The 25,725-nt window shown below is 54.7% G+C and carries 24 protein-coding genes; 18 read left to right on the forward strand and 6 right to left on the reverse strand.

The window, feature by feature from the left end; translation table 11 throughout:
* Positions 1-49 precede the first annotated feature (49 nt).
* Genes G5306_RS00710 through G5306_RS00730 form a run of 5 tightly spaced genes read left to right on the forward strand, consistent with a single transcriptional unit; the run spans position 50 to position 4,406 of the window.
* The gene (locus G5306_RS00710) at positions 50-1,669 is read left to right on the forward strand and encodes an HAD-IIIC family phosphatase (protein WP_227340796.1); all 1,620 of its coding nucleotides are present in this window, start codon (positions 50-52) and stop codon (positions 1,667-1,669) included.
* Positions 1,662-1,895 carry an acyl carrier protein gene (locus tag G5306_RS00715; RefSeq protein ID WP_227340795.1) on the forward strand — a complete coding sequence of 78 codons (234 nt, stop codon included), beginning with the start codon at positions 1,662-1,664 and terminating at the stop codon, positions 1,893-1,895. Before G5306_RS00710 ends, G5306_RS00715 begins: the two co-directional genes overlap by 8 nt.
* Positions 1,892-2,647 (forward strand): AAC(3) family N-acetyltransferase, encoded by a 756-nt coding sequence (locus tag G5306_RS00720; protein ID WP_408082949.1) that lies wholly within the window; start codon positions 1,892-1,894, stop codon positions 2,645-2,647. Before G5306_RS00715 ends, G5306_RS00720 begins: the two co-directional genes overlap by 4 nt.
* Complete coding sequence (locus G5306_RS00725) at positions 2,644-3,048, forward strand: VOC family protein (RefSeq protein WP_005346679.1); 405 nt, start codon at positions 2,644-2,646, stop codon at positions 3,046-3,048. The genes G5306_RS00720 and G5306_RS00725 overlap by 4 nt, the downstream gene beginning before the upstream one ends.
* Positions 3,045-4,406, forward strand: a complete 1,362-nt coding sequence (locus G5306_RS00730) for a DUF4910 domain-containing protein (protein WP_421204694.1) — start codon at positions 3,045-3,047, stop codon at positions 4,404-4,406. Before G5306_RS00725 ends, G5306_RS00730 begins: the two co-directional genes overlap by 4 nt.
* On the opposite strand, the gene G5306_RS00735 is transcribed toward G5306_RS00730, so the two are convergent.
* The 6 genes from G5306_RS00735 to pseF are packed head-to-tail and all read right to left on the reverse strand — an operon-like array spanning position 4,388 to position 9,673.
* On the reverse strand, positions 4,388-5,134 hold the full coding sequence (locus G5306_RS00735) for a class I SAM-dependent methyltransferase (protein ID WP_421204695.1): 747 nt from the start codon (positions 5,132-5,134) through the stop codon (positions 4,388-4,390). The genes G5306_RS00730 and G5306_RS00735 overlap by 19 nt on opposite strands.
* Positions 5,134-5,394, reverse strand: a complete 261-nt coding sequence (locus tag G5306_RS00740) for a hypothetical protein (RefSeq protein WP_010635733.1) — start codon at positions 5,392-5,394, stop codon at positions 5,134-5,136. The genes G5306_RS00735 and G5306_RS00740 overlap by 1 nt, the downstream gene beginning before the upstream one ends.
* Complete coding sequence (locus tag G5306_RS00745) at positions 5,391-6,686, reverse strand: motility associated factor glycosyltransferase family protein (protein WP_323912169.1); 1,296 nt, start codon at positions 6,684-6,686, stop codon at positions 5,391-5,393. Before G5306_RS00745 ends, G5306_RS00740 begins: the two co-directional genes overlap by 4 nt.
* A complete protein-coding gene (pseI, locus tag G5306_RS00750; protein WP_421309654.1) occupies positions 6,679-7,725 on the reverse strand; it encodes a pseudaminic acid synthase in 1,047 nt (348 codons plus the stop codon). Before pseI ends, G5306_RS00745 begins: the two co-directional genes overlap by 8 nt.
* 6 nt (positions 7,726-7,731) lie before the next feature.
* Positions 7,732-8,988, reverse strand: coding sequence for a UDP-2,4-diacetamido-2,4,6-trideoxy-beta-L-altropyranose hydrolase (gene pseG / locus G5306_RS00755; protein ID WP_421223450.1), 1,257 nt, complete (start codon positions 8,986-8,988; stop codon positions 7,732-7,734).
* Positions 8,978-9,673 (reverse strand): pseudaminic acid cytidylyltransferase, encoded by a 696-nt coding sequence (gene pseF, locus G5306_RS00760; RefSeq protein ID WP_421312067.1) that lies wholly within the window; start codon positions 9,671-9,673, stop codon positions 8,978-8,980. Before pseF ends, pseG begins: the two co-directional genes overlap by 11 nt.
* A 173-nt stretch (positions 9,674-9,846) precedes the next feature.
* On the opposite strand from pseF, the gene G5306_RS00765 reads away from it, so the two are divergent.
* The 13 genes from G5306_RS00765 to G5306_RS00825 all read left to right on the forward strand — a co-directional run bounded on the left by G5306_RS00765 (position 9,847) and on the right by G5306_RS00825 (position 25,654).
* A complete protein-coding gene (locus G5306_RS00765) occupies positions 9,847-10,383 on the forward strand; it encodes a GNAT family N-acetyltransferase (RefSeq protein WP_421312069.1) in 537 nt (178 codons plus the stop codon).
* The gene (locus G5306_RS00770) at positions 10,380-10,613 is read left to right on the forward strand and encodes an acyl carrier protein (RefSeq protein ID WP_144715547.1); all 234 of its coding nucleotides are present in this window, start codon (positions 10,380-10,382) and stop codon (positions 10,611-10,613) included. The genes G5306_RS00765 and G5306_RS00770 overlap by 4 nt, the downstream gene beginning before the upstream one ends.
* Positions 10,613-11,362: an SDR family NAD(P)-dependent oxidoreductase gene (locus G5306_RS00775; RefSeq protein WP_227340787.1), complete on the forward strand. Its 750-nt coding sequence runs from the start codon at positions 10,613-10,615 to the stop codon at positions 11,360-11,362. Before G5306_RS00770 ends, G5306_RS00775 begins: the two co-directional genes overlap by 1 nt.
* A complete protein-coding gene (locus G5306_RS00780) occupies positions 11,359-12,717 on the forward strand; it encodes an AMP-binding protein (RefSeq protein WP_421312071.1) in 1,359 nt (452 codons plus the stop codon). The genes G5306_RS00775 and G5306_RS00780 overlap by 4 nt, the downstream gene beginning before the upstream one ends.
* Positions 12,714-13,769: an acyl-protein synthetase gene (locus G5306_RS00785; protein ID WP_421204701.1), complete on the forward strand. Its 1,056-nt coding sequence runs from the start codon at positions 12,714-12,716 to the stop codon at positions 13,767-13,769. Before G5306_RS00780 ends, G5306_RS00785 begins: the two co-directional genes overlap by 4 nt.
* A complete protein-coding gene (locus G5306_RS00790; protein WP_323912156.1) occupies positions 13,748-14,953 on the forward strand; it encodes an acyl-CoA reductase in 1,206 nt (401 codons plus the stop codon). Before G5306_RS00785 ends, G5306_RS00790 begins: the two co-directional genes overlap by 22 nt.
* A gap of 169 nt (positions 14,954-15,122) precedes the next feature.
* Complete coding sequence (locus G5306_RS00795) at positions 15,123-16,094, forward strand: glycosyltransferase family 2 protein (RefSeq protein ID WP_421173049.1); 972 nt, start codon at positions 15,123-15,125, stop codon at positions 16,092-16,094.
* A 44-nt stretch (positions 16,095-16,138) separates the two neighbouring features.
* Positions 16,139-17,272: a UDP-galactopyranose mutase gene (glf, locus tag G5306_RS00800; protein WP_421312073.1), complete on the forward strand. Its 1,134-nt coding sequence runs from the start codon at positions 16,139-16,141 to the stop codon at positions 17,270-17,272.
* Positions 17,273-17,385: 113 nt separating this feature from the next.
* Positions 17,386-19,746 carry an HAD family hydrolase gene (locus G5306_RS00805; protein ID WP_421204702.1) on the forward strand — a complete coding sequence of 787 codons (2,361 nt, stop codon included), beginning with the start codon at positions 17,386-17,388 and terminating at the stop codon, positions 19,744-19,746.
* Between the two features lie 19 nt (positions 19,747-19,765).
* Positions 19,766-21,388 (forward strand): glycosyltransferase, encoded by a 1,623-nt coding sequence (locus G5306_RS00810; protein ID WP_421312074.1) that lies wholly within the window; start codon positions 19,766-19,768, stop codon positions 21,386-21,388.
* A 14-nt stretch (positions 21,389-21,402) separates the two neighbouring features.
* Entirely contained in the window at positions 21,403-22,566 is a 1,164-nt protein-coding gene (locus G5306_RS00815) for a hypothetical protein (RefSeq protein WP_421204704.1), read from the forward strand.
* Positions 22,567-22,626: 60 nt separating this feature from the next.
* Positions 22,627-24,435, forward strand: a complete 1,809-nt coding sequence (asnB, locus tag G5306_RS00820) for an asparagine synthase (glutamine-hydrolyzing) (RefSeq protein WP_129505123.1) — start codon at positions 22,627-22,629, stop codon at positions 24,433-24,435.
* A 220-nt stretch (positions 24,436-24,655) separates the two neighbouring features.
* The gene (locus tag G5306_RS00825; RefSeq protein WP_421312076.1) at positions 24,656-25,654 is read left to right on the forward strand and encodes a hypothetical protein; all 999 of its coding nucleotides are present in this window, start codon (positions 24,656-24,658) and stop codon (positions 25,652-25,654) included.
* Positions 25,655-25,725: the final 71 nt, after the last annotated feature.

Consider the following 25,725-nt stretch of genomic DNA (forward strand, 5'->3'; position numbering starts at 1 on the left):
ATTCCCTAACAGTATGATATAGAAGTATTTAATCCTTTCAGGTGCATATATGGCCACCCTTTCCCTGGCATCCACCGCATTTCTCATGCCCGGTAATGTGGCATGGGCTCCTTTGGCCCGACATGCACAGTTGCAATTTTGCCCTCAAGGTCAATGGCAGCCGATGGCCGCTTGTGACGGACATCTGGTGCTCTGGTTTTGGGAGCAACTGCTGACCGACAGCGAATGCCAGCATTGGTACACCTTGGCTGAACCCGCATTGTCCGAGACCATCGACACCTGGTTGGAAGCATTGCTCTCGCCACTGCGGGGGCTCCCTCATCTTTATCTTGGTGCCTGTTCACTGCAAGGCGGTGGTGTGAGTAGCGCTCTTCATCCCTGGATGATGCAGCTGGATGTCTGCTTTACCCGAGCGCTTGCACGTCACCACATTAGGGATTTGGGGCTGGGTCGCTGGCTCTCTGAGCAGGGGCGAGCCCATTGTGTGGACGAGCGTAATCGTTACCTTCTTTCTTGTCCTCTCTCGATGCACGGCTTGACCAGCCTTGCCGACTGGATTGCCGCGCGTTGGATGCTTGATCAGGCGCCAATACGCAAGGTGCTGGTGCTCGATTGTGACAATACCCTGTGGGGGGGGGTAGTGGGTGAAGAGGGGTTGACTGGCCTTTACCTTGGTCAGGACGGTCTCGGCAAACTCTATCAGTCGTTTCAGGATGCGGCGCTCTACTGGTATCAGCGCGGCGTGTTGTTGGCATTGTGCTCTAAAAACGAGCCTGCAGATGTTTGGCTGGTGTTTGAGCAGCATGGCGCCATGAGACTCAAAAGGCGAAATATTGCAGCATCTGCCATTGGTTGGGGCTCTAAATCTCAAGGTTTGCGACATATTGCTGCCAGCCTCAATCTGGGGCTTGAGGCCTTGGTCTTCTGGGATGATTCCCCCTTGGAAAGGGCTGAAGTTCGCCATGCCCTGCCACAAGTCGATGTCATTGAACCACCAGTAGATATTTGGGCATGGCCTACAACCTTGCTCACTTATGGGGGGTTCTCGCGCATATTCAGTGGTGATGATGCTCTTCGTCAAGCCTCCTATCTGGCATTGGCAGACGCCGCCCGGTTACGTAGCGAGGTTGGCAGTGAACAACATTTTCTCGCCTCCTTGTCGTTGCGTGCGGCGATACAGCCGTTGGCGGTGGATAACCTTGCTCGTGCCGAGCAGATCATCCATAAAACCAACCAGTTTAATCTCTCCTGTCTGCGATATGAGGCGAGCGAGCTCAAACGGCTGGCGCAGTCTGGCTGGTGCTGGCTAGTGTCGTTGCAGGATCGCTTTGCCGATCATGGCTTGGTTGGCTTGGTGCTGATCATAAACATCACGCCCAAACTGGCATTGCTCGATACGCTGGCTCTGAGTTGCAGAGTGTTGTCCAGAGGACTCGAATATTGGTTACTGGATAGCGTCTCGGCTGCATTGCGCGAGGCGGGGATCGAGCGTCTGGTTATTGGCTCGAATCGTTGTGCACGTAATGAACCTGCGCTGACATGGTTGGCATCCCTGCCGTTGACCCCCTGTGATAATCCGGATCCCGCCCGTTTTTCCCATGAGCATTACCATAGTCTGGCGCTCGAACAGCTGAATTTGCCTTTTTTGGAGTTTTATCACCATGACTGATCTCTTCACTTTGTTGGAACAGCAGTTTCCTTCTGCAACCGTCACGCGAGGCGACTATCAGTTGGGACTTGGGGCCTTTCCGGAATGGGATTCGCTTGGTCATTTCAATTTTCTGCTGCTGGTTGAGCAGACGTTCTCGGTACGCTTCGAGCCTGAAGAGCTGGCGAAGATGAAGCAACTTCAGGACATTCGTGATGCGCTGTTGCGGCGTGGTCTTGTGCTGTGATTGAAGCTCTCTCTCATGTTCTTGGCTCCCTTGGGATCGCACGAGGGAGCGCTATCATGGTTCACACTGACGCCATGGCTGTGGCCCAGTTTCCTGGGCGGGGCAATGAAGCCGGCATGCATGCTTTTTGGTTGGGGATGCAGGAGTGGCTTGGAAACGAGGGCACTCTGCTGGTGCCAACATTCACGTATAGCCTGACTCGCCAGAGCTGTTTCGACAGGGCGACATCCCCCAGTGAAGTCGGGTTGATGACGGAGCAGTTTCGCACTCTGCCAGGGGTTGCGCGGACCCGCGATCCCATCTTCAGCGTTGCGGTATGGGGCGCGGGGCGTGACCAGGTGGTTGCAGCAGGGGGTCATGACTGCTTTGGTGAAGAGAGCCCCTTCGCCTGGTTGGCGGCTCACGATGGCTGGATTGCCGGTTTTGCCTGTCATCCCGATCGCATTACCTTCACCCACTATGTCGAGCAGCAACTAGGTGTCGATTATCGCTTTATGAAACGCTTTGAGGGTGATGTCCGCGAGCAGGGAATGGTGCGCCCCTGGCATTGTGACTACTTTGTGCGAAGACTCGATCTGGCCAGCGAGATAGATCTTTCCCGTCTGGTTGAAGCCCTTAAAAATCAGGACAAATGGCACCAGGGGTTATTTGGCCGTTTACCAGTCTGGGCCGTTCGCTGCGCCGACTTTGCCGCGGTGGCAAAAGAGCTGATCGCTGTCCATCCCCATGCGCTCATCAGGGAGGGGAGATGAAACTGCACCATATTGGACTGGTGGTGGCCGAACTGGATCTTGGCGTACGTTATTGTTGCGAGACCCTCGGGCTTTCCCGCTTTAGCGAGCCGGTGCTCGATCCGTTGCAGCGGGTGCATATCTGTTTTGCCTATGATGATGCGGGGATTTGCTATGAACTGATTGCACCTGCCAGTGATGATAGCCCCGTCAGTCAGGCGCTACGAACCCGTCATAACCTGCTCAATCATCTGGCCTATGAGGTGGCAGACCTGGCAATGGCTGCCGAAAAACTGCGGGCCCAGCGTCATCTTCCCCTCGGGCCCAGCCAGCCAGCCATCGCGTTTGGCGGCGCCCACGTCCAGTTTTTCCTGAGCCCCCTTGGCCACATTGTCGAATTGATCGAGGCACCCACCCCATGAGTTTTTCACCCAAGAGCGGCTATCTGCCCACCGACTGGGACGACCAGGCACAAGTCGGTGAACAGCTGCATCGGCTGCTCACCCTGCTGTTTCCGCTCAATCGCAGCCTGACCGGGGACGGGGTTCGGCAGTCGCTGGCCCTGTGGCGCGAGCACTGCCTGCCCGAGCTGCGGATCCATGAAGTGGCCAGCGGCACCGAGTGCTTCGACTGGACAGTGCCTGACGAGTGGAACGTGCGGGAAGCCTACATAGTGGGGCCGGATGGACGCAGAGTGGTGGACTTCCAGGATCACAACCTGCATCTGGTCGGTTACTCGGAGCCGGTGCGCTGCACCCTCTCGCTTGCCGAGCTGCAGCCCCATCTCCACTCTCTGCCCGAGCAGCCGGATGCCATTCCCTATGTGACCTCCTACTACAAGCGCCGCTGGGGCTTCTGTCTGCCCCATCGGCTGCGTGAAGCGCTGCCGGAGGGAGAATATCAGGTGGTGATCGATGCCACCCTGGCCCCGGGCTCGCTCACCTATGGTGACTGGGTGCTGCCGGGGGAGAGCGAGCAGGAGATCCTGCTGTCGAGCTACACCTGCCACCCCTCCATGGCCAACAACGAGCTCTCCGGCCCCTGTGTCGGTGTATTCCTGATGGCCTGGCTTGCGTCACTGCCCACACGTCGCTACAGCTACCGGCTGATGCTGGTGCCTGAAACCCTGGGGGCCATCGTCTATCTCTCCCGTCATCTGGACCAGCTCAAGCAGCGCACCTTGGCCGGCTTCAACCTGACCTGTCTTGGCGATGACCGCAGCTACTCCTTCCTGCCCTCACGCCAGGGCAACACGTTGGCGGATCGCATCGGTCGCCATGTGCTGGGTCATCTGGCGCCGGGCTACAAGGCTTACAGCTTCCTGGAGCGGGGATCCAACGAGCGGCAGCTGTGCGCGCCCGGCATCGATCTGCCGGTCACTTCTGTGATGCGCAGTCGATACGGCTGTTATGCCGAGTACCACACCTCGCTCGATGACCTCTCGCTGGTGACGTCGGCCGGTCTGGCCGGCGGCTTCATGGCGCTGCGCCGTGCCATCGAGTGTCTGGAGCTGGACGAGCGCTGCGAGGTCACTGTGCTGGGCGAACCCCAGCTCGGCAAGCGGGGGCTCTACCCGGATTTGTCGACCCGCTATTCGGGCTGGCAGGTACGGGAGATGATGAATCTGCTGGCCTACAGCGACGGCAAGCTGACCCTGTTCGAGATTGCCGAGACCATAGGGGCGCCGTTCTGGCGGGTGGAGCCGCTGGCGCGGATGCTGCTGGATGCCGGGCTGCTGCGTCGCCTCAGCCCGCAACCGGACTACTCGATCACCAGATAGGCTGGTCCCGGGTTGTGCGGGGTGCGACGGATGGCGTAGCGATCCAGCCCCAGCATCTCCTTGAGGGCCAGGGTCTCCCCCGGAAAGGCGGGCCAGTTGAGCTCATCGAATGCCAGCACCGATCCCTTGGTCAGGTGCGGCTTGATGAGCTCGAGACAGCGGCGGGTCGGCTCGTAGAGATCAAAGTCAAAATAGGCCAGCGCTATCATTGTTTCCGGCTGACGAGCCAGATAGGCCGGCAGCGTCTCGGTCACATCCCCCTTCACCAGCTCATGCTTGACGATATGGTCCAGCGGGCTTTCCGCCTCATGGGCGGCGAGCAGTTGGGCCAGATGCTGCTCATAGCCCGGCGTCACCCCGTAGGCACCGGGCTGGATTGCGGCATCACTGCCATCTTGCGGAGCGTGGGAAGGGAAGCCGCTGAAGGTATCGAATCCCACCAACTTGCGGTTGTAGTTGTAGGGCTCATACATGCCGCGAAACGAGGAGAAAAGCGCCAGGTTCTGACCCCAGCGGGTACCGAAATCCATGATGACGCCGTGGACCGGCACGATCTTCTGATACAGCTCGTGCATGAACAGGATGCGGGAGAGCGACTGGCGCTTGAGGTAGAGGCCCAGGTTGTTCTGCAGCTCGGCCGCGGGCAGCGGGCTGGCGTGCAGCAACTCGCTGAAGGTCTGGCGGCGTGACAGCTCCTGCTCGGAGGCGTTGGAAATGGCCTTGATCATCAGTGGTCTCCTGTGGTGGTGTCGCCGGCCGGGGTCGACAGGCAGTGCACCACTTCATATTCGAGGTAGTCGGCCAGCCCCAGCCAGTCCTGGCGCTCCTGGCACTGCAGCAGTGCGGCTACCAGTCCGGGTGGCAGGTTGCCCTGCTCGGTGAGCACCTCTTGCAGCAGTTCCGGCAATGCCTGACTCGCTGCAACCGACTGCCCCAGCCGAAACTGGTGCGCCAGGGCGGTGAGGCGGGTGATCTGGCCGTTTTTCATTGCACGTACTCCGGGTGATAGCGGCAGCCGGCGATTTCCGCCCCTTCCCGGCTGCAGTTCCAGAACTGCACATCGGTGTGGAGCGCTATGTAGCGCTCGAGCTCGGTGCGGTAGGCGGAAAAGTTTGGATTGGTCTTGACCCGCCGGCCATGGCCGTCGAGGGCCCAGCTGAGGGCCAGCGCGGCGCTGGGGCCGAGCGCACCGTCGGCCCAGCCCGAGTGGGTGAGCTCGCCGGGAAAGGCGAAGTCAGTGCCCAGCAGGATGACCTGGCGGCAACCCATCTGCACGGCGAGATCCACGGCGGGATGAATGACGCTGCCGCCCGAGTGCAGCACGCCCTTGGGGAGCGTCTGTCGCAGCTGCTGATACATGGGGCTGCGGGAGTAGGCGGTCATGCGTGGCCCCTGCCAGGCCAGCAGGGCTGCCGTGGGAACCGTGGGGTAATAGACCAGGGTGGTCTGGGCCGACTGGGCGGCGGGCAGCCGGTTGCCGTGGATGGCGTCATCGATGGTGACGACGATGTCGGGCCGGATACCGTGGCTGAGCAAAAACGCCAGCGCGGTATCGACGCTAATCAGAAGATAGTCCTGCCGACGGCGCTGCAACTGGGCCTGCAGGGTGGCCAGGTTGTGCTGCAGGGTTGGGCCACTCGCCACGATCAGCGCCTGCTTGCCCTGAGCCAGACCGAACAGGGAGGCCACATCGCCGTCGCCGGCCAGCAGATCGCGGTTTTCCGCCAGCCGCCGGGTGATGTCGGGGTGCTCGGCGTCGAACCTGGCCCGGGCGAACGGCAAATCGATTTCACTCACCAGCCGGTCGCGGATGCGGGCGGCAGCATCTTCCACCAGCAGCAGCTCGGGCGGCAGGGCGAAGAAGGGCAGCCGCACCTCCCCTTCGTCGCCGGCCATCATCAGCTCGACCCTGGGGTCCGTCAGCCAGTCCTGCTGGTCTAGCAGCCGCAGTACAAGGGCAAACAGGGCGCCATTCATGATCTTCACTTCCAGCCGCTTGAGGCTACTGCGCCCCAGCAGGGTGCGCGGCAGATCGCCGAGCCCGGTGCCGTAGAGGTGCAGCACCGGCTGCTCGGGCAGGCTGGCGGCCTGCAGCTCGGCTTCCTTCACCCGGTCGTGCCGGCTGGTGAGCTGTATGCCGTGGAGGCTTAGGGTGGAGCCGAGACCTTCGGTCAGCTCGGCCGGCAGGCTTTCAACGTCCTGTGCCAGCAAGCGGGGCCAGAGGGCGGGCCAGCGCTGGCTGATGAGCCTACCGTGCTGGTTGAAGAGATCATCACTCATCGTTGTCTATCCACTCCCAGCTCAGCGGTTGATTGGCACTCAGGCTGCGGTTGACCCGCTTGCCGATGAGCCGATCGTAATCGGCCGGGGGCAGGCCGAGGGCGGGGCGCACCGACTTGATATGCTCTGCGGTGAGCTGCTCGCCGGCGGCCATCTCCTTGACCAGATAGAGGGAGCGGCGAAATGCACGGTTACCCTGTTCACTGGCGGTGAGCTGGTAGTCAGCCACCCCAAGGGCGGCATGGGCGGTATTGACCGAGGCCACCAGCTCGGTGAGCTCGGCCGGTTCCATGGAGAAGGCGCAATCCGGTCCGCCGTCGGCGCGGGCCAGGGTGAAGTGTTTCTCGATCAGGGTGGCCCCGAGCGCGGTAGCGGCGATGGCTGTGGCCGACCCCAGGGTGTGATCGGAGAGCCCCACCTCGACCCCGAAGCGCTGGCGCAACATGGGGATGGTACGCAGGTTGTACTCGGCTGCCGGCGCCGGATAGCCGCTGACACAGTGCAGCAGGGCCAGCTGGCCGTTGCCATGCTTGAGCGCAATATCGACCGCGGCGGAGATCTCGGCCTCGTTCGCCATGCCGGTGGACATGATAAGCGGCTTGCCGGTCTGGGCGGCGTAGCGAATGAGGGGCAGATCCACCAGCTCGAAGGAGGCGATCTTGTAGGCCGGGCAGTCCAGTGATTCAAGCAAGTCCACCGCACTGAAATCGAACGGGCTGCTAAAGACAGTCAGCCCCAGCTCGCGCCCTTTGGCAAACAGCGCTTGGTGCCATTCCCAGGGGGTGTGCGCCCACTCATAAAGATCGTAGAGGCTGTGGCCATCCCACAAACCGCCGTGGATCTGAAATTCCGGTCGATCACTTTTGAGGGTGATGGTATCCGGGCGGTAGGTTTGCAGTTTGACGGCGCTGGCACCCGCTGCTTTGGCGGCGGTCATAATGGCCAGGGCGCGGTCCAGATTGCCATTGTGGTTGGCCGACAGTTCGGCAATCACATAGGGGGCCTGTTCCTGGTTGATGGGGCGATGATCGATCTGCATCTGTGTTCAGATTCCTGTGCCAAGTTGCCAGCCTTGCGGCGCCGGCTGCCAGGGGGCAGGGGGCGCTATCTGCGGTGGCTCGGCAAGATAGAGGGGAAATTGGGAGAAAATTGTTTGCAAGCGATGTGCCAGCTCTTGCCACTCCGATAGTTGAAGTGGCCGGGTGGCCTGCCATGTCAGCCGCTGGCCGTTCAGCGTCAGGGTGAGCAGCAGTTTGCCATCATGGCGTAGTTGCCACTGTTGGCCATCTGGCAACAGTTGATAATCGGATTGTGGTAGCAGCCAGGCGGTGAGCCGATCCAGCCCCAGCCCATCCACCTGTTGCTGGCCGTGGCAGCGATAGTCATCTGCTTGCAATTCAAGTCGTTGCAGGGCCTGCATCAGCCGCTCAGGTTCATCCAGTTCGCTCAGGGTCAGCCGCTCTGCCAACTGGAAGCGGGCGATCACCTCATCGTTAAACTGTTGGTTGTCGACGATGGGCACCGCCAGGGTCGGCAGGCCGAGACAGGCCCGCTCCCAGGTCATGCCGCCCGCAGCGCCAATGGCGAAGTCGTGTCGGCTCATCAGGTCGGCCATCTGGTCGCTCTGACGCAGCAAGGTGAGCGGCAGATCGGGCAGTTCGGCAACCCTTTGTTGCAACTCGGGCCAGAAAGGATTGGCCCCACCGGCTACCAGAGTCCAGCTGACGGTTTTAGCCCATGGCAGTCGAGCCAGCGTATTGAGGGTGATGAGGCAGGCTCCGGCCGGATCGGCACCACCAAAGCAGATGAGGCCATGTCGCCACCGGCTGGCCTTTTGGCGTGCTAGCTGGCGATAGGCAGGGCGCAGCAGGGCATAGTCGGTGCCCAGCAGCAGCCGACAGTCGGCAGGGACGAGTGACTGGTAATCGGCTGTGCTGCGCTGTGGCCCCTGATCCAGCAGCAACTGACCATGATGAGGGCGATCGGCCAGATCGTCGATCACCAGCAACTGACCACAGTGACTTGCCAGTGTCTGCTCGATTTGCCGATCAATCTGGTAGTGATCACACACCAGCCACTCCGGGCGCAAGGTGGGCAAGGGGCCTGCATCGTCCAGATCACAGAGAGCGTGATGCTGGTGGGAGTGCAACAGTGGCAACAGGTGCATAGGTAGCTGATGGCAGAGGAAGTGGCACTCGGCGCCAGCCGTTTTCAGCCGATCGGCGATGGCCAGACAGCGCATCAGATGACCCAGCCCAATCTCGGTGCCGGCGTCGAGCCGGAAGGCAACCTTAAACGTCATCTTGGGCCAGCACTTGATAGAGCAGTTCGGCCAGGTGCCAATCTTCCGGCGTGTCGATGTCGACCACCCTGTGTCTTGGCAGAATATGGCCAATCCCTTCTCCCCCTACCGGGCTGATCCCTCCCAGCCAGGCCGCACGGCTGCCCCAGTAGAACTGGCCGGCATCCTGATAGGCAGGCTCCAGATCCTGAGAGCGTTTCGCCATCTGCTCCGGCCAGAAGGGGGTGACCCGGCCCTGCTCGTCCATGCGCACGGCGCGCTGAATAGGGAAGCCAAACTCGGCCACGGTATAGACAAAGGGAGCATTACTTGCGCTCAGTCGCTGATGGGCGGCCTTCAAGTCATCGGCTTGAATAAGCGGGACCGTGGCATAGATGCAGCAGTAGTGCTTTGCCTGGATGCCGAGCTGGTCGAGCCGCTGGATGGTGTCGATCACCACAGGGGTGGTACCTGTGTGATCATCGGCGAGGTTGGCTGGCCGCAGAAATGGTACTTCCGCGCCCAGTTGACGAGCGACCTTGGCAATCTCCTCATCATCGGTGGAGACCACCACCTTGCTGAAACAGCTCGATTGTTGCGCCGCCTGGATGGCATAGGCGAGCATGGGCTGGCCACAAAAGGGGCGGATATTCTTGCGGGGAATGCGTTTGCTGCCACCCCGGGCCGGGATAATGGCGATGGCCATGATGGGTTCTCTCTGCTGGATTAATGACTGGCCAAAGCCAGGATAATCGATGACAACTCTTTGATTATTTTTGATATTATACTGGTTTTTCTGCTTGTATTATCGATTTTTGCTACGGAATGGCGGCCGTGTGGTCGATAAGAGAGACAGGTCATGGAAGTCATGGAAACTGTATGGCGTTGAAGATGAGTTATGGCGTTGAGCTACGCCCGATAGCGCCGTGGGATCTTCCCGCTTTGCGGCGTTGGCGCAATCAGGATGAGGTGCGAATGCAGATGGTATCCCAGACGCGTATTTCGCCACGGCAACAGCGCCAATGGTTCACCGCCACCAGTGAGCGGCGGGATCAGCAGCACTGGGTGCTCTGGTGCAAAGACGTGCGAGCGGGCTACGTCAATCTTAAAGGTGAGTCTCAGGGCGAGTTGCTGGGTCAGGCGATCGCCGATGCGGGACTCTATCTGGGCAACTCAACCGTGCGGCATCCCATGCTGGCTGTCGCTGCTGCCTTATCTCAGCTTGATCAGGGTTTTGATGAGTTGCACATCGGTTGTATCCGCACCCTGGTTCGGGAGAACAATCGCTCTGCCCTGCGCTTGAATGAACAACTGGGTTATAGCCAGATAGGACAAGAGAACGGATTTTTTGCATTGGAACTGCTGCCGGCGAATTACTATGCCGCCCGTGAGCGGCTACGGAGATTTTTCAGATGACAATCGCATTGGAACAGGTTTTTGCCGAGGCGCTGGGTCTCGATATCGGCAGCGTCAGCGATGAGCTGGCCTACAACAGTATCCCGCAGTGGGATTCTGTCGCCCACATGGGGCTGATTGCCCAGTTGGAGGATAACTACGGCGTGCTGCTCGACACCGATGACATTATCGACATGAGTTCGGTCGGCAAGGCGCGCGAGATCCTAGCCAAGTACGGGGTCGCTTTCTGATGCTGGGGCTGTTGCAGGGCAAGCGGGTGTTGATCACCGGTGCCGGGCGTGGCATCGGTCTTGCCATCGCCCGCCAGTTTGCCTCTCAGGGGGCTGAACTGTGGCTGGGAGGCCGTGATGAGGTGACCATGAGCCAGCTGGTGACCGCGATTGGTACCGAGTTTGGCGTGCCTTGCCAGCCTCTCTGTTTTGATGTGGCTGATCCGTCGGCGGTCAAGCAGGCTTTTCAGCAGCTGTTTGCTCAGACTCGTCAGCTGGACGTGTTGGTCAACAATGCCGGCATGCTGGAAGAGGCGTTATTGGGAATGGCGAACCAGACCCATCTGCAAAAGACATTCAGCAACAATACCTTTAGCGTGATCTACTGCAGCCAGTATGCCGCCCGCATGATGCAGCGCAGTGGTGGCGGTAGCATCATCAATCTCGCCTCCCTGATGGGGCTGGTGGGGGCAGCCGGGCTCAGTTGCTATGCCGGCAGCAAGGCGGCGGTGATCGGTATTACCCAGTCACTGGCCAAGGAGCTGGCTGCCAGCCAGATCCGTGTCAATGCCATTGCTCCCGGTTTTATTGATACCGATATGGCGCATGCCATCCCGCAAGAGAAGTTTGCCGAGCGGGTGGCCAGCATCGCCATGGGACGGATTGGCACGCCAGATGAAGTGGCCAAAGTGGCCCTGTTTCTCGCGTCCGACTTGTCGAGCTATGTGACCGGGCAGGTGATTGGGGTCGATGGGGGGATGGTGATTTGAACCGGCCTGATTTTCTGACCCATCTGGTTGACGACAATGACGAGCCCGCCTGGCGAGACCCGCAAGAGGGGTGGCTCAGTTATGGTGAGCTGGCTCGGCGTGTGGCGCAGTTGGCCACCACCTATCCTGCTGGCCGCCATTTGGTCTACCTGCCATTTGTGACGTCTACCCTGCATCTGCTGCACTACTTGCTGGCCTTGCGTGATGGCCACGCCATCATGCTGGCCGATCCTGCACAGGATGCCCGGTTGCACAGTGAACAGTGCCAGCGCTTTGGTGTTAGTCTGCGGGTATTAGAGGATGGGGCAGTTGCGCATCTTGGCGATGCGCCTTCACTTCACCCTGAGCTGGCCATGCTGCTGCCGACATCGGGCAGCACCGGTTCCAGCAAATGGGTGCGATTGTCGCGAACCAATCTTGATGCCAATGCCGCGGCCATCGCCGAATACCTGGCGCTGAACGGGGGTGAGCGTGCCATCACCTCGTTGCCACTTTTTTACTCCTTCGGTATGTCGGTGCTCAACAGCCATCTTTTGGCTGGCGCCTCTCTGGTTTCATGCACTGCCAGCCCCCTTGAGCGCCAATTCTGGGATGAGGTCAATCGCTATCAGGTCACCAGCGTGGCGGGGGTACCCTTTACCTTTCAGATGCTAAACCGCTTGCGTTTTGACTGGGCGCGTTATCCCAGCCTGATGACACTGACCCAGGCCGGAGGACGACTTGAGCCGGCACTGGCAAGACAGTTTGCCGAGCAGGCAACTGCACTGGGACGTCGTTTTTTCGTGATGTATGGCCAGACCGAAGCGGCGCCGCGCATCGCCTGGTTGGCGCACGATGAAGTGATGATTGCCCCCGATGCCATCGGCCGTGCTGTACCGGGCGGGCATCTCTCTCTGCGTCATGAGCCCGGCTTTCCTGACGGGGAGGGGGAGCTGGTCTACGAAGGGCCAAACGTGATGCTTGGCTATGCCGAGCGCCCTGAAGATCTGGCGCGTGGGCGTGATATGGATGCGCTCTTTACCGGAGATCTGGCTCGTTGTGATGAGGCGGGCCGCTTCTATCTGACCGGGCGACTCAACCGTTTCCTGAAGCTGTTTGGCAAGCGGGTGAGCTTGGCTGAAGTGGAAACCTGGTTGCAGGGGAGGGGCTATTCCTGCGCCGCGACCGGCTGCGATGATCGCCTGCTGGTAGCCATCGAGGCAGACGCGTGCCCCTGTGACGCACTACAGCTGGAGGTGGCCCGCTGGCTGATGGTGCCACCATCAAGCGTGCGTATCTACCAACATCATTTGCCACGACGCAGCAATATGAAGATTGATTATCCGGCCCTGTTAACAGAGCTGGAGCAGCTATGAACAGGCTGTTTGATGCGCCGGTTTTCGGGCTGTCCCAACAGGAAAAAAGTGGGCTGCTCCTTGCTCGTCTGAATAAATTGACGCAGCGGCATGGGCAGGGGTGCCCAGCCTTTGCCAATATTCTGACGGCGTTTGGCTGGGGTCAGGCCTCGACCTATCAAGAGCTTCCCTATCTGGCCGCTCGCCTGTTCAAATTGGCCCAATGGCAGAGTGTGCCGCAAGAAGAAGTGTTCAAGGTGCTCACCTCCTCTGGCACTACCGGAACGCCGTCACGGATCGTGCTGGACAGGGAGACCGCCGCGTTGCAGAGCAAGGTGCTGGTGAAGATCCTGCAAGAGTTCGTCGGCAAGCAACGGCTGCCTATGCTGCTGGTGGAGCAACCCGCCCTGATTCAAAACCGCAGCGGTTTTTCCGCTCGGGGAGCCGGTGCGCTGGGGCTCTCCTTCCTTGGCCGTGACCATACCTATGCCCTCGATGAGCAGATGCGGCCCAACTGGCCTGTCATCGAGGCGTTTTGTGACAAATATGCGGGCCAGCCGGTCCTGCTGTTCGGCTTCACCTTCATGGTCTGGCAATGTTTGCTGGAGCCGCTGCGTGAGCGAGGTCTGCAACTGCCGTTGACGCACGGCACGCTTTTTCACAGCGGTGGCTGGAAGAAGCTGCAACACCTCGCGGTGGATAATCCGGCTTTCAAGCAACGTTGCCATGAACAGCTGGGGCTGAGTCGGGTGCACAACTTCTATGGCATGGTGGAGCAGGTGGGGTCGGTATTTGTCGAGTGTGAGCATGGCCATCTTCATGCTCCCCTCTTTGCCGATCTGCTGGTGCGGGATCCGCTGACTCATCGACCGCTCGGGGTCGGCCAACCCGGCTTGCTGCAGGTGATCTCTGCCATTCCCCAAAGTTATCCTGGCCACAGCCTGCTGACCGAGGATCTCGGCGTGCTGCTGGGGGAAGATGATTGCCCCTGCGGCCGTCGTGGCCGTTATTTCCATGTATCAGGACGTCAGCAAGGCGCCGAGGTGAGGGGATGCAGCGACACTTTCCAGTGAGCCGATCAGATGTAGAAGATGCCATCTGGCAAGCGGGGCCAGAAGTCGCTTTCGTAGCTCCCGTCAGCGGTTGGCAAGGTTTTGTCATTCGCCCGTTGCCAAGCTTTGCGCCCGTCATCTGCGACTTTGTGGCTGCGCTCTCTGCACGTCTGCTGAAGGAGGGGCGAGAGAACCCTGATCTGGCCGCCTTTGGCTTTTTGTTGCGGCCGCGCCAGATTGAGGTACAGCGCAAACGCATGGCAGGGCGTGCACCCTTGGGGATGGTTTTTCATCTGGTCCCCTCCAACGTGCCGACCGTCGCGTTCTACTCCTGGATCATGGCGCTGCTGATGGGCAATGGGTCCGTGGTACGTCTCTCATCGCGCATCGACCCGGTGCAAGAGGCCATGCTGGCCATCCTGAACGAGCTCTTCTCTCTGCCCGAGTGGCAAGAGATTGCCTCCCGTACCCGTTTTATCCGCTATGACCACGACGAGGGCATCACCGCCTGGCTGTCGGCCCGGTGTCGGCTTCGCATTATCTGGGGAGGTGATGAAACCATCAGCCGGGTACGGGCTATTCCGCTCTCACCCCGCGCTCAGGAAATCGTGTTTCCGGATCGCCGCTCCATGGCGGTGTTGGATAGCCAATGGCTCGCCAACCTGGATGCTGCTGCGTGGCGGCAAGTGGTCGCGGCTTTGCAACAAGACTTTACCCGTTTCAATCAACAAGCCTGCGCCTCACCCACTACGATTTGCTGGTTGGGCACTCCCGCCAGCACGTTGCGCCGTCGTCTGCTCGAAGGGATCTTCGCCCCATTTGCAGATAATCCCTCCCTGATGATGGAACGCCTTATCAATAGTCAACAAAATGCCGCCCATGATGGCCAGATGCAGCTGGACACCTTTTCTGGCGTCACCTTATTGACTCCCACCGCCTCTTTGCGGCTTGCACACATCGGAGGAGGTACAGTCGCCGAATTTGTTGCCGATAACCTTGATGAGTTGCTGCTACAGCCTTGGGATATGCAGACCTCTGTCTGGGCTGGCCCGGATAAAACGCAGCTTGAGCATGCGCTCCTGGTATCGCCAGGTTGTCGTATCGATAGGGTGGCAAGTCCGGGACAGGCGCTGGCATTCGAATGGCTCTGGGACGGCATCGACATGCTAGCCGCCTGTAGCCGTCGGCTTGCCCGCATTGAATAGTGGATGCCAGGTCACATAAATCAAGTCATATCAATCAATTAGCTTGGTCAGGCACAGCTCTTGCAGTAATTATTGTGATGAAGGGCAGGAAAGGTTGACAGAGACCGTGCGGTAGCCTTGTCCATTTTCTTTGTTTTGCTTCTTTTTTACTCAAACCCTGGGTTTCCTTATGAAAATCAGCATACTGGTGCCGGTATACAACCTCGGGCGCTTCATTGAACCTTGCCTGCTTAGCCTGCTGGAACAAAAAACGGATTTCGAATTCGAGGTGATCGCCATTGATGACGGCTCGAGCGATGACTCCTGGGCCATTATGCAGCGGTTGGCGTCACAGTGGCCTCGGCTACGGGCACTACAGAACGCGCAAAATATGGGGTTGGCTAAAACCCAGAAACGCTTGTTGAGAGAGGCGAACGGCGAATATATCGCCTATGTCGACGGGGATGATCTGGCCCTGCCGGGCAAGCTGCAGCGTCAGGCCGATTATCTGGACGCGCATTCCGGTTGCACCCTTTGCTACCACGAAGCGGAGATGTTTGATGATGAGACCGATGCTCGGATCAAGCTCTTCACCCGCGATTATTACAATGCTCGCTATCTCGAACTAGTGATGACGCGGGAGGCATTAATCCGCTTCGGGGTGTTCGTCAATGCCAGTTCCATTATGTTTCGCCGTTATGAAGGGATGGAGAACGCCATCGATGAGGGGTGCAAGATCATCCTCGATTATCCCTGGCATATCTTGAACCTCTCCCACAATCCGGGGACGCTGGATTTTATCCCCGAATTATTGGGCCGCTATCGCTTCCATACCCAGAGCTTTGGCGGGCAAACCCGCAAATCGGCTGAACGTCGTGAACAGTCGCTGCGCGATTTGCTGCGTGCCTGTGACAATGCGGCGGCATTCGGTGCTGATCCCGTGATCATTGCTCAGGGGCGTGCCCATCACTACTACTCTGCCGCGCTCTACTTTTTGCGGCAGGATGATGTCGTGCGCTTCACTCAGCTTATCGAGCAGTCGGTCGATGCTGTGGCAAGGCTAGCCCCGGGTTGGTTCTTCGACGAACGACATCAGTTGGCATGGGCAGAGCGGGCCCATCCCGCGCGTGTCATGCAGCAACTGTTTGGAGATAGAGCGTGAGCTATCAGGCGATCGTCATCGGCGCTGGGCTTTCGGGTGCCGTCATGGCTGAACGAATGGCCAGCCAGCTTGGCTGGAAGGTGCTGGTGCTGGAACAGCGCGATCATATCGGTGGCAACTGCTTCGACGCGTATGACGAGCACGGCGTGCTGATCCATCGTTATGGGCCACACCTGTTCCATACCGACAAGCAGGAAGTCTGGGATTACCTGTCGCAGTTCACCGAGTGGTTGTCTTATGAGCATCGCGTGCTGTCACGGATAGATGGTCAGTTGGTGCCCATCCCGTTCAACCTGACCAGCATTGAACGCTGCTTTCCGGCGGAGAAGGCAGCGGCCATGATTGAGGCCCTTCAGGCCAGATTTGGTGAGGGGGCCAGAGTGCCCATCATGGCACTGCGGCAGGAAGCTGAGCCTCTGCTGGCTGAGCTGGCCCAGTTCATCTATGAGCGAGCCTTCGTCAACTACACCAGCAAGCAGTGGGGTGTATCGCCAGAGCAGGTCTCGCCCGAGGTCACTGCGCGCGTGCCGGTTGTCGTCAATCGTGATGACCGTTACTTTATTGATCCCTGGCAGGCGGTGCCCGCGCAGGGTTATACCGCCATGTTCGAGCGCATCTTGGCGAACCCCTTGATTGAGGTGAGGCTATCCATTCCCATGGGGTCCCGCGTCTGTCTGGATTGGCAACAGAAACGGATACTGCTGGATGGCGTGCCCTTTGCCGGGCCCTTGGTCTATACGGGGATGCTGGATCAGCTGATGCCGGCGGGGCACGACGGCTTGCCGTACCGTTCACTGCGCTTTGAGCACTGTCATCTGCCGCAAGCTCAATTTCAGCCGGTGACCACGGTCAATTATCCGAATGAAGAGGCCTATACCCGCATCACTGAATTCAAGCATCTGACGGGGCAGCAACATCCCGGCACCAGCATCGTTTATGAATACCCCTGCACCTATGTGGCCGGGCAGGGGCTGGAGCCTTACTACCCGCTGTTTACCGATGCAGCCAAACAGCATTATCAGACTTGCCGCGATGAATTGGCCGAGTTCCCGCAACTGATTGCTTTGGGCCGCCTTGCCGAGTATCGCTATTTCGATATGGATGATGCAGTGGATAACGCGCTGAACAATTTCTCTCGATTGGTCTCCGATGCCTGTTTTGCCGTTTTAAATAAGTAATGAATATAATCTATTGCAGAGATAGATATTTTCATTCCGCAAAAGTATTCGAGTTTTTGAGTGTGAATGTTTTTTATGTGATTTCTTTTATTTTGATGCATGTGTAGGTATATATGAGTCATTATGCGGTGATGTCTCCCGAGTTGCGTGATTTACTAGAAAATAGCCAGTTTCTAACTGCTCTTGATCAGTATCTTTGCATTGATAAAATAACACATATTTCATTGGATGTTTTTGATACATTATTGCGTCGTGCATGTGATGAACCCTCGTGGGTTTTTGAGGAAGCAGCGAGACGGTTGCTAAATAGAGGTCTTAATCTGCCAATAGAGGCAGAAGATTATAGATTTTGCCGCCTCGAGGCTGAAGCTCGTGCTCGCAAACTAATTTCAGGTGAAGAAATTAGTTTTGATGATATTTTTGAACAGCTGCCTTTTAGTGATGAAATTAAGGCGGTGCTTAAAGTTGAAGAGCTGAAAGTAGAACGAGAAGTTCTTTATCCAGACCCGATTATTCAAGAAGTTTTGGTACGTGCACAACGTAAAAATAAACTGATTGTTTTTATTTCCGACATGTATTTGCCAGAAGTTTTTTTGCGCGACTGTATTTCAGAAAAATGCCCTGAAATTTCTTATAATTATCTGTTTGTTTCATCAAGTGTTGGGTTGACCAAGCAGAGTGGCGCTCTCTTTAGCCATGTAATTACTCAGATAAAGCTGAAACCAGAGCAAGTTTTGCATATCGGTGACAATCCCAGGGCTGATGTGCAGTCGGCACGGCAACATGGTTTGGCTTCATTGCATTTTGATATCCCAGAGAATCTGTCTGAGGTGTTGGAAAACGAGAAAGTTTATCGGGTAAATGTGCCATCGACCATGCAACATGCCAGGAAGCTGGCCGTCCTGTCGATGCCACAACAGCTTTCCGAGGAGGAGCAATTTTTCTACACATATGGCGCCTTCATCCTTGGACCCGTCCTGACGGCATTTGCCAAGTGGGTTCTGCAGTCAGCCAAACGACTGCAGGTAAAAAACATTTTGTCGCTGATGCGAGAGGGCGGGATCTTTGCTGCCTGTATCAACCGCCAGGTCGATTTTCAATCACAGCAGTACCCAGATATACGCTGTCAGACCTGTTATGCCTCACGCAAGGCAACCTATTTGCCCGCGATAGATGATAGCCAAGTGGAAGAGGCTGTTTCCCAGACCTTGATGCGCCGCAATTACACCGTTCGTGACTTTTTCAATGAATTTGGTGTTCAGGATGTCAGGTTGGCATCCTTTCTTGACACGCCACTGGCGCTTTTGGATCAAATTGCCATCGATGGGCAAGATGGTCTGCAACTGATGGCTGAAGTGTTTGAGCAAAATATCGAGCAGATCAAGAGCAGTATTCAGCAAAGCAGGCTGGACATGCGAGATTATTTTGTTGGCTTGACGGGAGATGCTCCCTATCTGCTAGTCGACTTGGGTGGCGGTGGGACGATTCCCTCTCAAATTAGCAAGGCCATGTTGCAACAGCCAATGAGCAGTCTGTTGCTCTACTGTAACCATAGAGGCAGCAAAAACTCCGTTATCACGCCGATCAGTGCCTTTATTCCGGTGCGTAACGATACCATAAAGGGGATCAAGAAGATTGCCCGTTCACCAGAGATTTTTGAAATTGTTCTCGTTGGTTTGGAAGGGAGCACACTGGGGTATCGGCGCACAGCGGAAGGGAAAGTTGTGCCGCGACAGGCAGAGGTCCGCTACAGTGTCCAGCATCAGCAAAATATCCGGAGTTTTGAGGCTGGAGTTAATGCCTATCAGTTATGGGACCAGTCGCTGGGCATCGCCGAATCCGATTTGAGTGAGCGCATCTCTTTTTTACGCATGATGGAGCGTCTGGTCGAGTGTCCGGTATCGAGCGAGGTGCACTATCTTGGTAATCTGGTTCATGAAGACAACTTTGGCTCGGAGCGTAGTTACAAGGTTATTAATTCCTCCGGGTTGGCGCGGATCCACTCAGAAGGAATAGAAACCTTCTATCGCAAGTTCAGTAAAAACATGTCTTATGGTGAGCGTTGGTTGGCTTGGCCACAAGGTTCCCTGAGTCGGCTGGATCCTGATTTGATGATGGATTTTGTCGGCTTACGCGATGCACGTTATAAGCATGCCCAAGCGATCGATAGACTTCTGGAATTGATGCAAAGTCAACATGCCACCGAAGTCATAGTGTATGGGGCGGGAGAATTCTTTGAGTGTCTGGCACCTGAACTGATTAAAAAAAGCATCCGTATCCGTACCGTGATCGATAAAAAAGCCAACTTTGGACACTACCAAGTGATGGGATATGACGTTATATCATTATCCGAGTGCTCAATTCCATCTGGTTCTGTACTGATTGTCGCGTCCGCCTCCTTTGTGGACGAAATAAAACGAGACATCTTTGCGACTATATCCAGCCAAGATGTGACCATATTGTCATTGAATTGAATTCCAAGGAAACCGACACATGCTGGATCTGTCGATGAAACATGCCCTGCCTTTTGATGCGTTATTGCATCAGGAACTGCTGTCCGGGAAACGCAAGGCGATTGCCTGGGGGGTGGCGGGAAATCTTTATTATCATGTGCTCCAATCCCCTTATCCATTCGTCGCCATCATCGATGGTCTTAACGGTCCTCAAGTCGGTCAGTTCGCCTGTGGCATTCCGATTGTAGGGCCAGAACTGCTTAATAATTACCCAGCAGAGGAGGTGGTCATTGTCATCTTTTCAGATTTACAGCAATTCGGTGGGCAGATTATCGAGCAACTAGGTCATTATGGCGACTATCCCTATATCACTCCCTATGTTGAGGCAACCTGCCAGCCATCGGCGATGTTGCAGCAAAAGCTTGAGCGGTTGATCCGCGAGCGTCGAGCACATCGGCTGCCCCAAGTAGTGCAGCGTGTCGTGCTATATATCCACTCCTTGGTCAAAGGCGGTGCTGAGCGGCAGATGGTATTGCTGGCCATCGGATTGCGCCAGCAGGGATGGGAAGTGCATTTGATCTCGGTGAAGAATAAGGGGTTGGAGGTTAATAACTGGGAGGCGCTTTTGCGTACTCATGGTGTAGAGCTCTACTTCGTGCCTTCTGCCCGTGAGTGCTGGCCGAACTTGGAGCAGGAGGAAAATAGCTACCAGTTGGCTAATCAATTGGCACCCTTCTTTGAGCCCGGACTGCTTCACGGCATTCTCACTGCCTATGACTATATGCAACGTGTTCAGCCCAAACTGGTTATCGCTTATCTAGAAGACGGTAATGTCATTGCTTCTATGGCCGCAATTTTCGCGGGAGTAGAACAGATCATTATCTCTGGAAGGAGTGTTGCACCCTCAGAGTTTCCTGAATACCTGGCCGTTTATGATGAGTCGAGGTTGGCAGCTTACTATCGTCTGATGACCGAGTTGCCAGGAATCGTTTTGAGTGTTAACTCCATGGCAGGGGCGCAGTCGTATGCTCGCTGGCTAAATTTGCCTGAATCGAGCATCCCCGTAGTGAAAAATGCGGTCATGGCCAAGCGGGTTGAGGGACAAGAGCCTTTACAGCAGTTAGATATTCATTTATCGGCCCCAATATTGATGGGGATAATGCGACTGTCTCCGGAAAAGTCCCCATGTCGCTTTATAGAGGTTGTCGCTTCTGTCATTGCCAAACTTCCTCAAACCCATGCAATTTTAATCGGTGATGGACCATTGCGCTCAGAGGTCCTTGCTTGCATTGCGCAGCAGCCGTGCCGCGATAACATTCATGTCGTGGGTGTGAAAGATAATATTTTTGAATGGTTAAGTTGTGCCAGCCTGCTCATTTCCACCTCCAGTCATGAGGGAATGTCTAATGTTATTTTGGAAGCACAGGCACTTGGTTGTCCTGTTGTAGCGACAGATATTCCAGGAAATAGAGAAACTGTACTGACAGAGTTTTCTTGTGACTTGATTCCCTATGGGGAATGGGGTTTGATGGTTGAAAAGATAGTGTCATTATTAATGGGGAGTGGAGAGAAAACACCAGTTGGTTTGGTGGAAAAGATGAGTGAGCATTATTCACCACGTATACTTGCTGAAAAAACACTGGCACTGACTATTAAAAAATAAATCGGAGACGGAATATGGATGTTATCTTGTTCGGTGCTGGTGAAGTTTGTGATTCATTTATAAAAAGACTTCCTAAACGATTTTCAATATTGGCTATTGCTGATAATAACGAAAATTTACATGGTCAGTTTAAGGGTGAGCTTCCTATTATCTCTCCTGATGAAATTCATCTATATAAGCCAAGTTTTATTATTCTCTCTTGTCTTCAGAGGCATGTCTCAGATATCTGTGCTCAACTCGTCAAATTGGGGTTGGATGATTTATATTTACCCTTTCCTTATGATGAGGAAAGTGAAAAAAAAGATCGAGAGAAGCAGGAAGTGAAAGGGCTAATTGGACGTGAGCTCGTGGATGAGATAATAGGAAGTAAAAACACCAGTGGCAGTGTTTTTTATCACATATCACTTGGTAATCATTTCGAGAAATGCCGTAAACAATATATTTCAAAGCCGGTAAATCGATTTTTACATATAGGTTCTGGTCATTCCCTTGGGGTGGAGATATATAGTCTATTACGATGGGGAGGGGAGTGGACCGCGATCGAGCCATTCCCGGGACTAAGCGGGAAATATCCTTTCAATGATCATGTTTCAATGATTAAAGATTTAATGGGGCTTTTCAATGTCCCATGTAAGGTAAATGATGACATTGTATTTAATGATGATGTTGAATCATTCCATCTTCATGATCATCATGGCACTAGACTAAATTACTTTCCTGAGATAAAGCTTGAAGATTTCAATGATGATGAAAAATATGATGTATGCTATTCGTGTGCCGTAATGGAGCATGTTGTAGATATTCATTCATTCGTAGCCAAGACATTTGAGCTATTAGCATCAGGTGGTTTTGCTTTTCACTGGATTGACCTCCGAGACCACCGGGATTTTTCACGACCACTTGATTTCCTGACAATAGGCAAGTCAGAGTGGCGTGACCATTATGGTGATGCTGGCCACTTTTTACATGGTAATCAGCTGCGTTATAGTGATTATCGACAGATATTTTTACAATGTGGCTTCAGGATTGTTGCTGAAGATAAATATATGAAGAATGATAGAGAGCATATTCAGGAAGTCTCTGTCGATTTCGCAGATGAGTATGCATCACTGGGATGGGAGGATTTGGAAGTCGCTGGTGTGCTATTCGTTCTGGAAAAGCCATCGCATGATAGTTGATTATTCTATGATGTCTCATGCGTGACATCATGTGTTGGCTTACCTTTAGGGAGTTATAAAATGTGCGGTATAGCCGGAATAATGAGTATTCATGGTCAACATGATCCTGCGTGGTTGAAACAGCAGGCTAATAGAATGGCGGAGGCGATGACCTATCGAGGGCCTGACGACCGGGGTCTTTGGGAGTCGGATGACGGACGCTGTGTTCTGGCACATTGTCGATTGAGTATTCTGGATGTATCGCCTGCCGGGCATCAACCAATGCATGATGCACAGCAACGAGCCTGTATCGTATTTAATGGGGAGATCTACAACCATCTTCAGTTGGGGGGGCGTCTTAAAGACGCCGGCATATCATTTACTGGCCATTCTGATACCGAGGTATTGGTCAATGGCCTGGTACGGGAAGGTGCTGACTTTCTGACCCGGCTCGAGGGGATGTTTGCACTTGCCTACTATGATCGTGAGCGCAGGGAGTTGCTGCTGGCGCGTGATCCGTTTGGCGAGAAGCCACTCTATTATGCCGAGTTTGACGGTTTGTTGGTCTTTGCCTCCGAGCTGGCGGCTTTGACCCTGGTGCCAGGATTCCCTGCCCGCATTACGGTTGATACAGTCGCCCATTATCTGGCTTTCCAGCACCCCGTCGGGGAACGCACCCTGTATCAACACGCCAGAAAGTTGCTGCCGGGGCACTTGATGCGTGCCGTGACAGGAGCGGTCTCACAGGCAGAGCGTTACTTCCACTTTATCTGTGCCGGTGACCATATGCCGTCACGCCCGCTGGAGGAGCAGGTTGACCAGCTTGAGGATCTGTTGCTGCGTTCGTTATCGCGCCGCTTGGTCGCCGATGTGCCGGTGGGGGCTTTTCTCTCCGGTGGTGTCGACTCCTCGACGGCGGTGGCCCTGATCACCCGTCGTTTGCAACGGCCGATCCGCACCTTCTCCATCGGTTTTGAACAGGCGCCGGAGAGCGAACATGAGGAGGCTCGGGCTTTTGCCGACTTTCTCGGAACCGAACACACTGAGCAACTGCTGCGTCCCGAGGCTTTTGTTGAACAGGTTGGTGATCTGGCGCGGCGCATGGATGAGCCCAATGCCGACACCTCCTGTGTACCGACCTATATGGTCTCGCAGCTTGCTCGTCAGCAGGTCACCGTCGCGATTACGGGTGACGGGGGGGATGAGCTGTTTGGCGGTTATGGCCGTTACCTGCAGACACTGGTCGCCGCCGAGGGCAGAGAGCAACAGATGCAGGCGCGTAGCTGGCATCTTGGGCGGGAGTACTACTCTGGTCGCATCTTGCTGTATGCCGATCGCCAGTTGGAACAGTTGTTCGGTCGCATTCCGTCCGGTACTGGTGATCACTTGATGGCGCTGCGCAGGCGTATCGATATGGATAGCCGCCCGTATCTTAATCGCCTCCGTGAGGCCGATATTGCCAATTATCTGCCGTTGGTATTGGCCAAGGTAGATCGAATGAGCATGCTGCACAGCCTTGAGTGCCGCACGCCCTACCTGTCGACCGAAGTAGCTCAGTTTGCCGCAGGTTTGGCACAGTCAGAGCTGATTGCACAAGGACAGGGTAAGTTCCTGTTGCGCCAGTTGGCCAAACGCTACTTGCCGGCGGAATGGATCGACAGGCCGAAAAAGGGTTTCAGCATAGATCCGTTCAATCAACAGGCCAAACAGAGTGCGATTACGCAACTGCGTCAGCAGGCCTCTTCAGGCCAGCTCTGTCTGCATCAGTTTATCGCTCCCGACCGGTTGCGGATGTTGCTGGATAACCAGTTTGACGGTATGACCTTCTATCATGTTTGGGGTTTATTGGTGCTTGAGATCTGGTTGCAGTCCCATGAGTTCAATTTGTGAGATAACGCTTTGGGCTAAAAGTTATTAAATAATATTAATTATAATGACCGAGCCCACTATTATGAATATATTTTATGGCTATATAATAAAGGCGAAGAATTTTTGAAGTTTATAACTGCGGTTGAAATTATAGCCTTGTTTACATTGTTTGTGAAATATAATTCATTCGTGAATTGATAAGTCTTTCTTATAACTTCATATTATATGTTACGGGAGTTCTGTGATGGGTATGACGCCAGCTATGTTTAATAAAATGAAGAATCACTTTCCTGAAAACTTTAATTCGATAATTGAGTTAGGGTGCCAGCAGTTTTATTCATTAAACTCGGCAGAGATAATTGATGAAGAATTAAAGAATTATCAGGATGGTGATTTTACAAAATCTATGTATGAAAACCTAGGTTTAAAATATGATTCTGTGGATGTTTATGATGGGACAATATTTTGCGATTTTAATAGTCAGATGCTCGAGTTATCTCATCAGTATGATGTGGTAACTAATCTTGGAACTAGTGAACATGTTTTTAATCAATATAATGTTTTTGCGTCAATACATAACATTACAAAGAAAAATGGATTAATGATTCATTGTTTGCCTATGAAGCATTCCCCACATGGACTTTTTACATATAATGTTGATTTTTTCATTTCACTTTGTTTTTCAAACAACTATGAAGTCGTTGAGTTAGTATTTGGTTGGAGAGGTACTGATGGTGAGTATACATTTGGCTCATTGTCAGACGTCGTTGAGCATCAGACAACTGAACAATATGCTTTCCTAGTGGCTAGAAAATGTCTGGAAGATAAATTTGTTTCTCCGCAGCAGATAATATATAACCCTTTGATTTCTATTGATAAAGTGATGGCGTTGTGCTCTGATGACATCTATTTGTTGAGCCAAGTTGTTCAATATCCTTTCACGGATAATGTTCTAAATCATACGCTCATCTTCGATGAGGTAAGCAATAGTTATTCTGAAGTACTTCTATATGGTGCTGGTCATATCGGACAGGCCATTTTAAAATTTTCCAAGCACAGGAAAAAAATTAATATTATTGTTGATGAACACTCGCATGCTATGAATGACTTCAAGGTTAACACGTTGGGGGATTTAGATGCTATTAATTCACCAGTCTATATAGCATCGGATTTCTATCGAGAGGAAATTAGACGTGCTTTATTGATGAAATTTGATGGGAGAGTTGTTTTTTTAAACTGATAAATAGCTATAGATATTATAAGTTATTTTATTACTTTCCTTTTGTTTTTAGTCTCCAATTTTTTATGAAT

Source organism: Aeromonas sp. 603404, assembly GCF_049171775.1.
In the GTDB taxonomy this organism is placed as follows: Bacteria; Pseudomonadota; Gammaproteobacteria; order Enterobacterales; family Aeromonadaceae; genus Aeromonas; species Aeromonas veronii_A.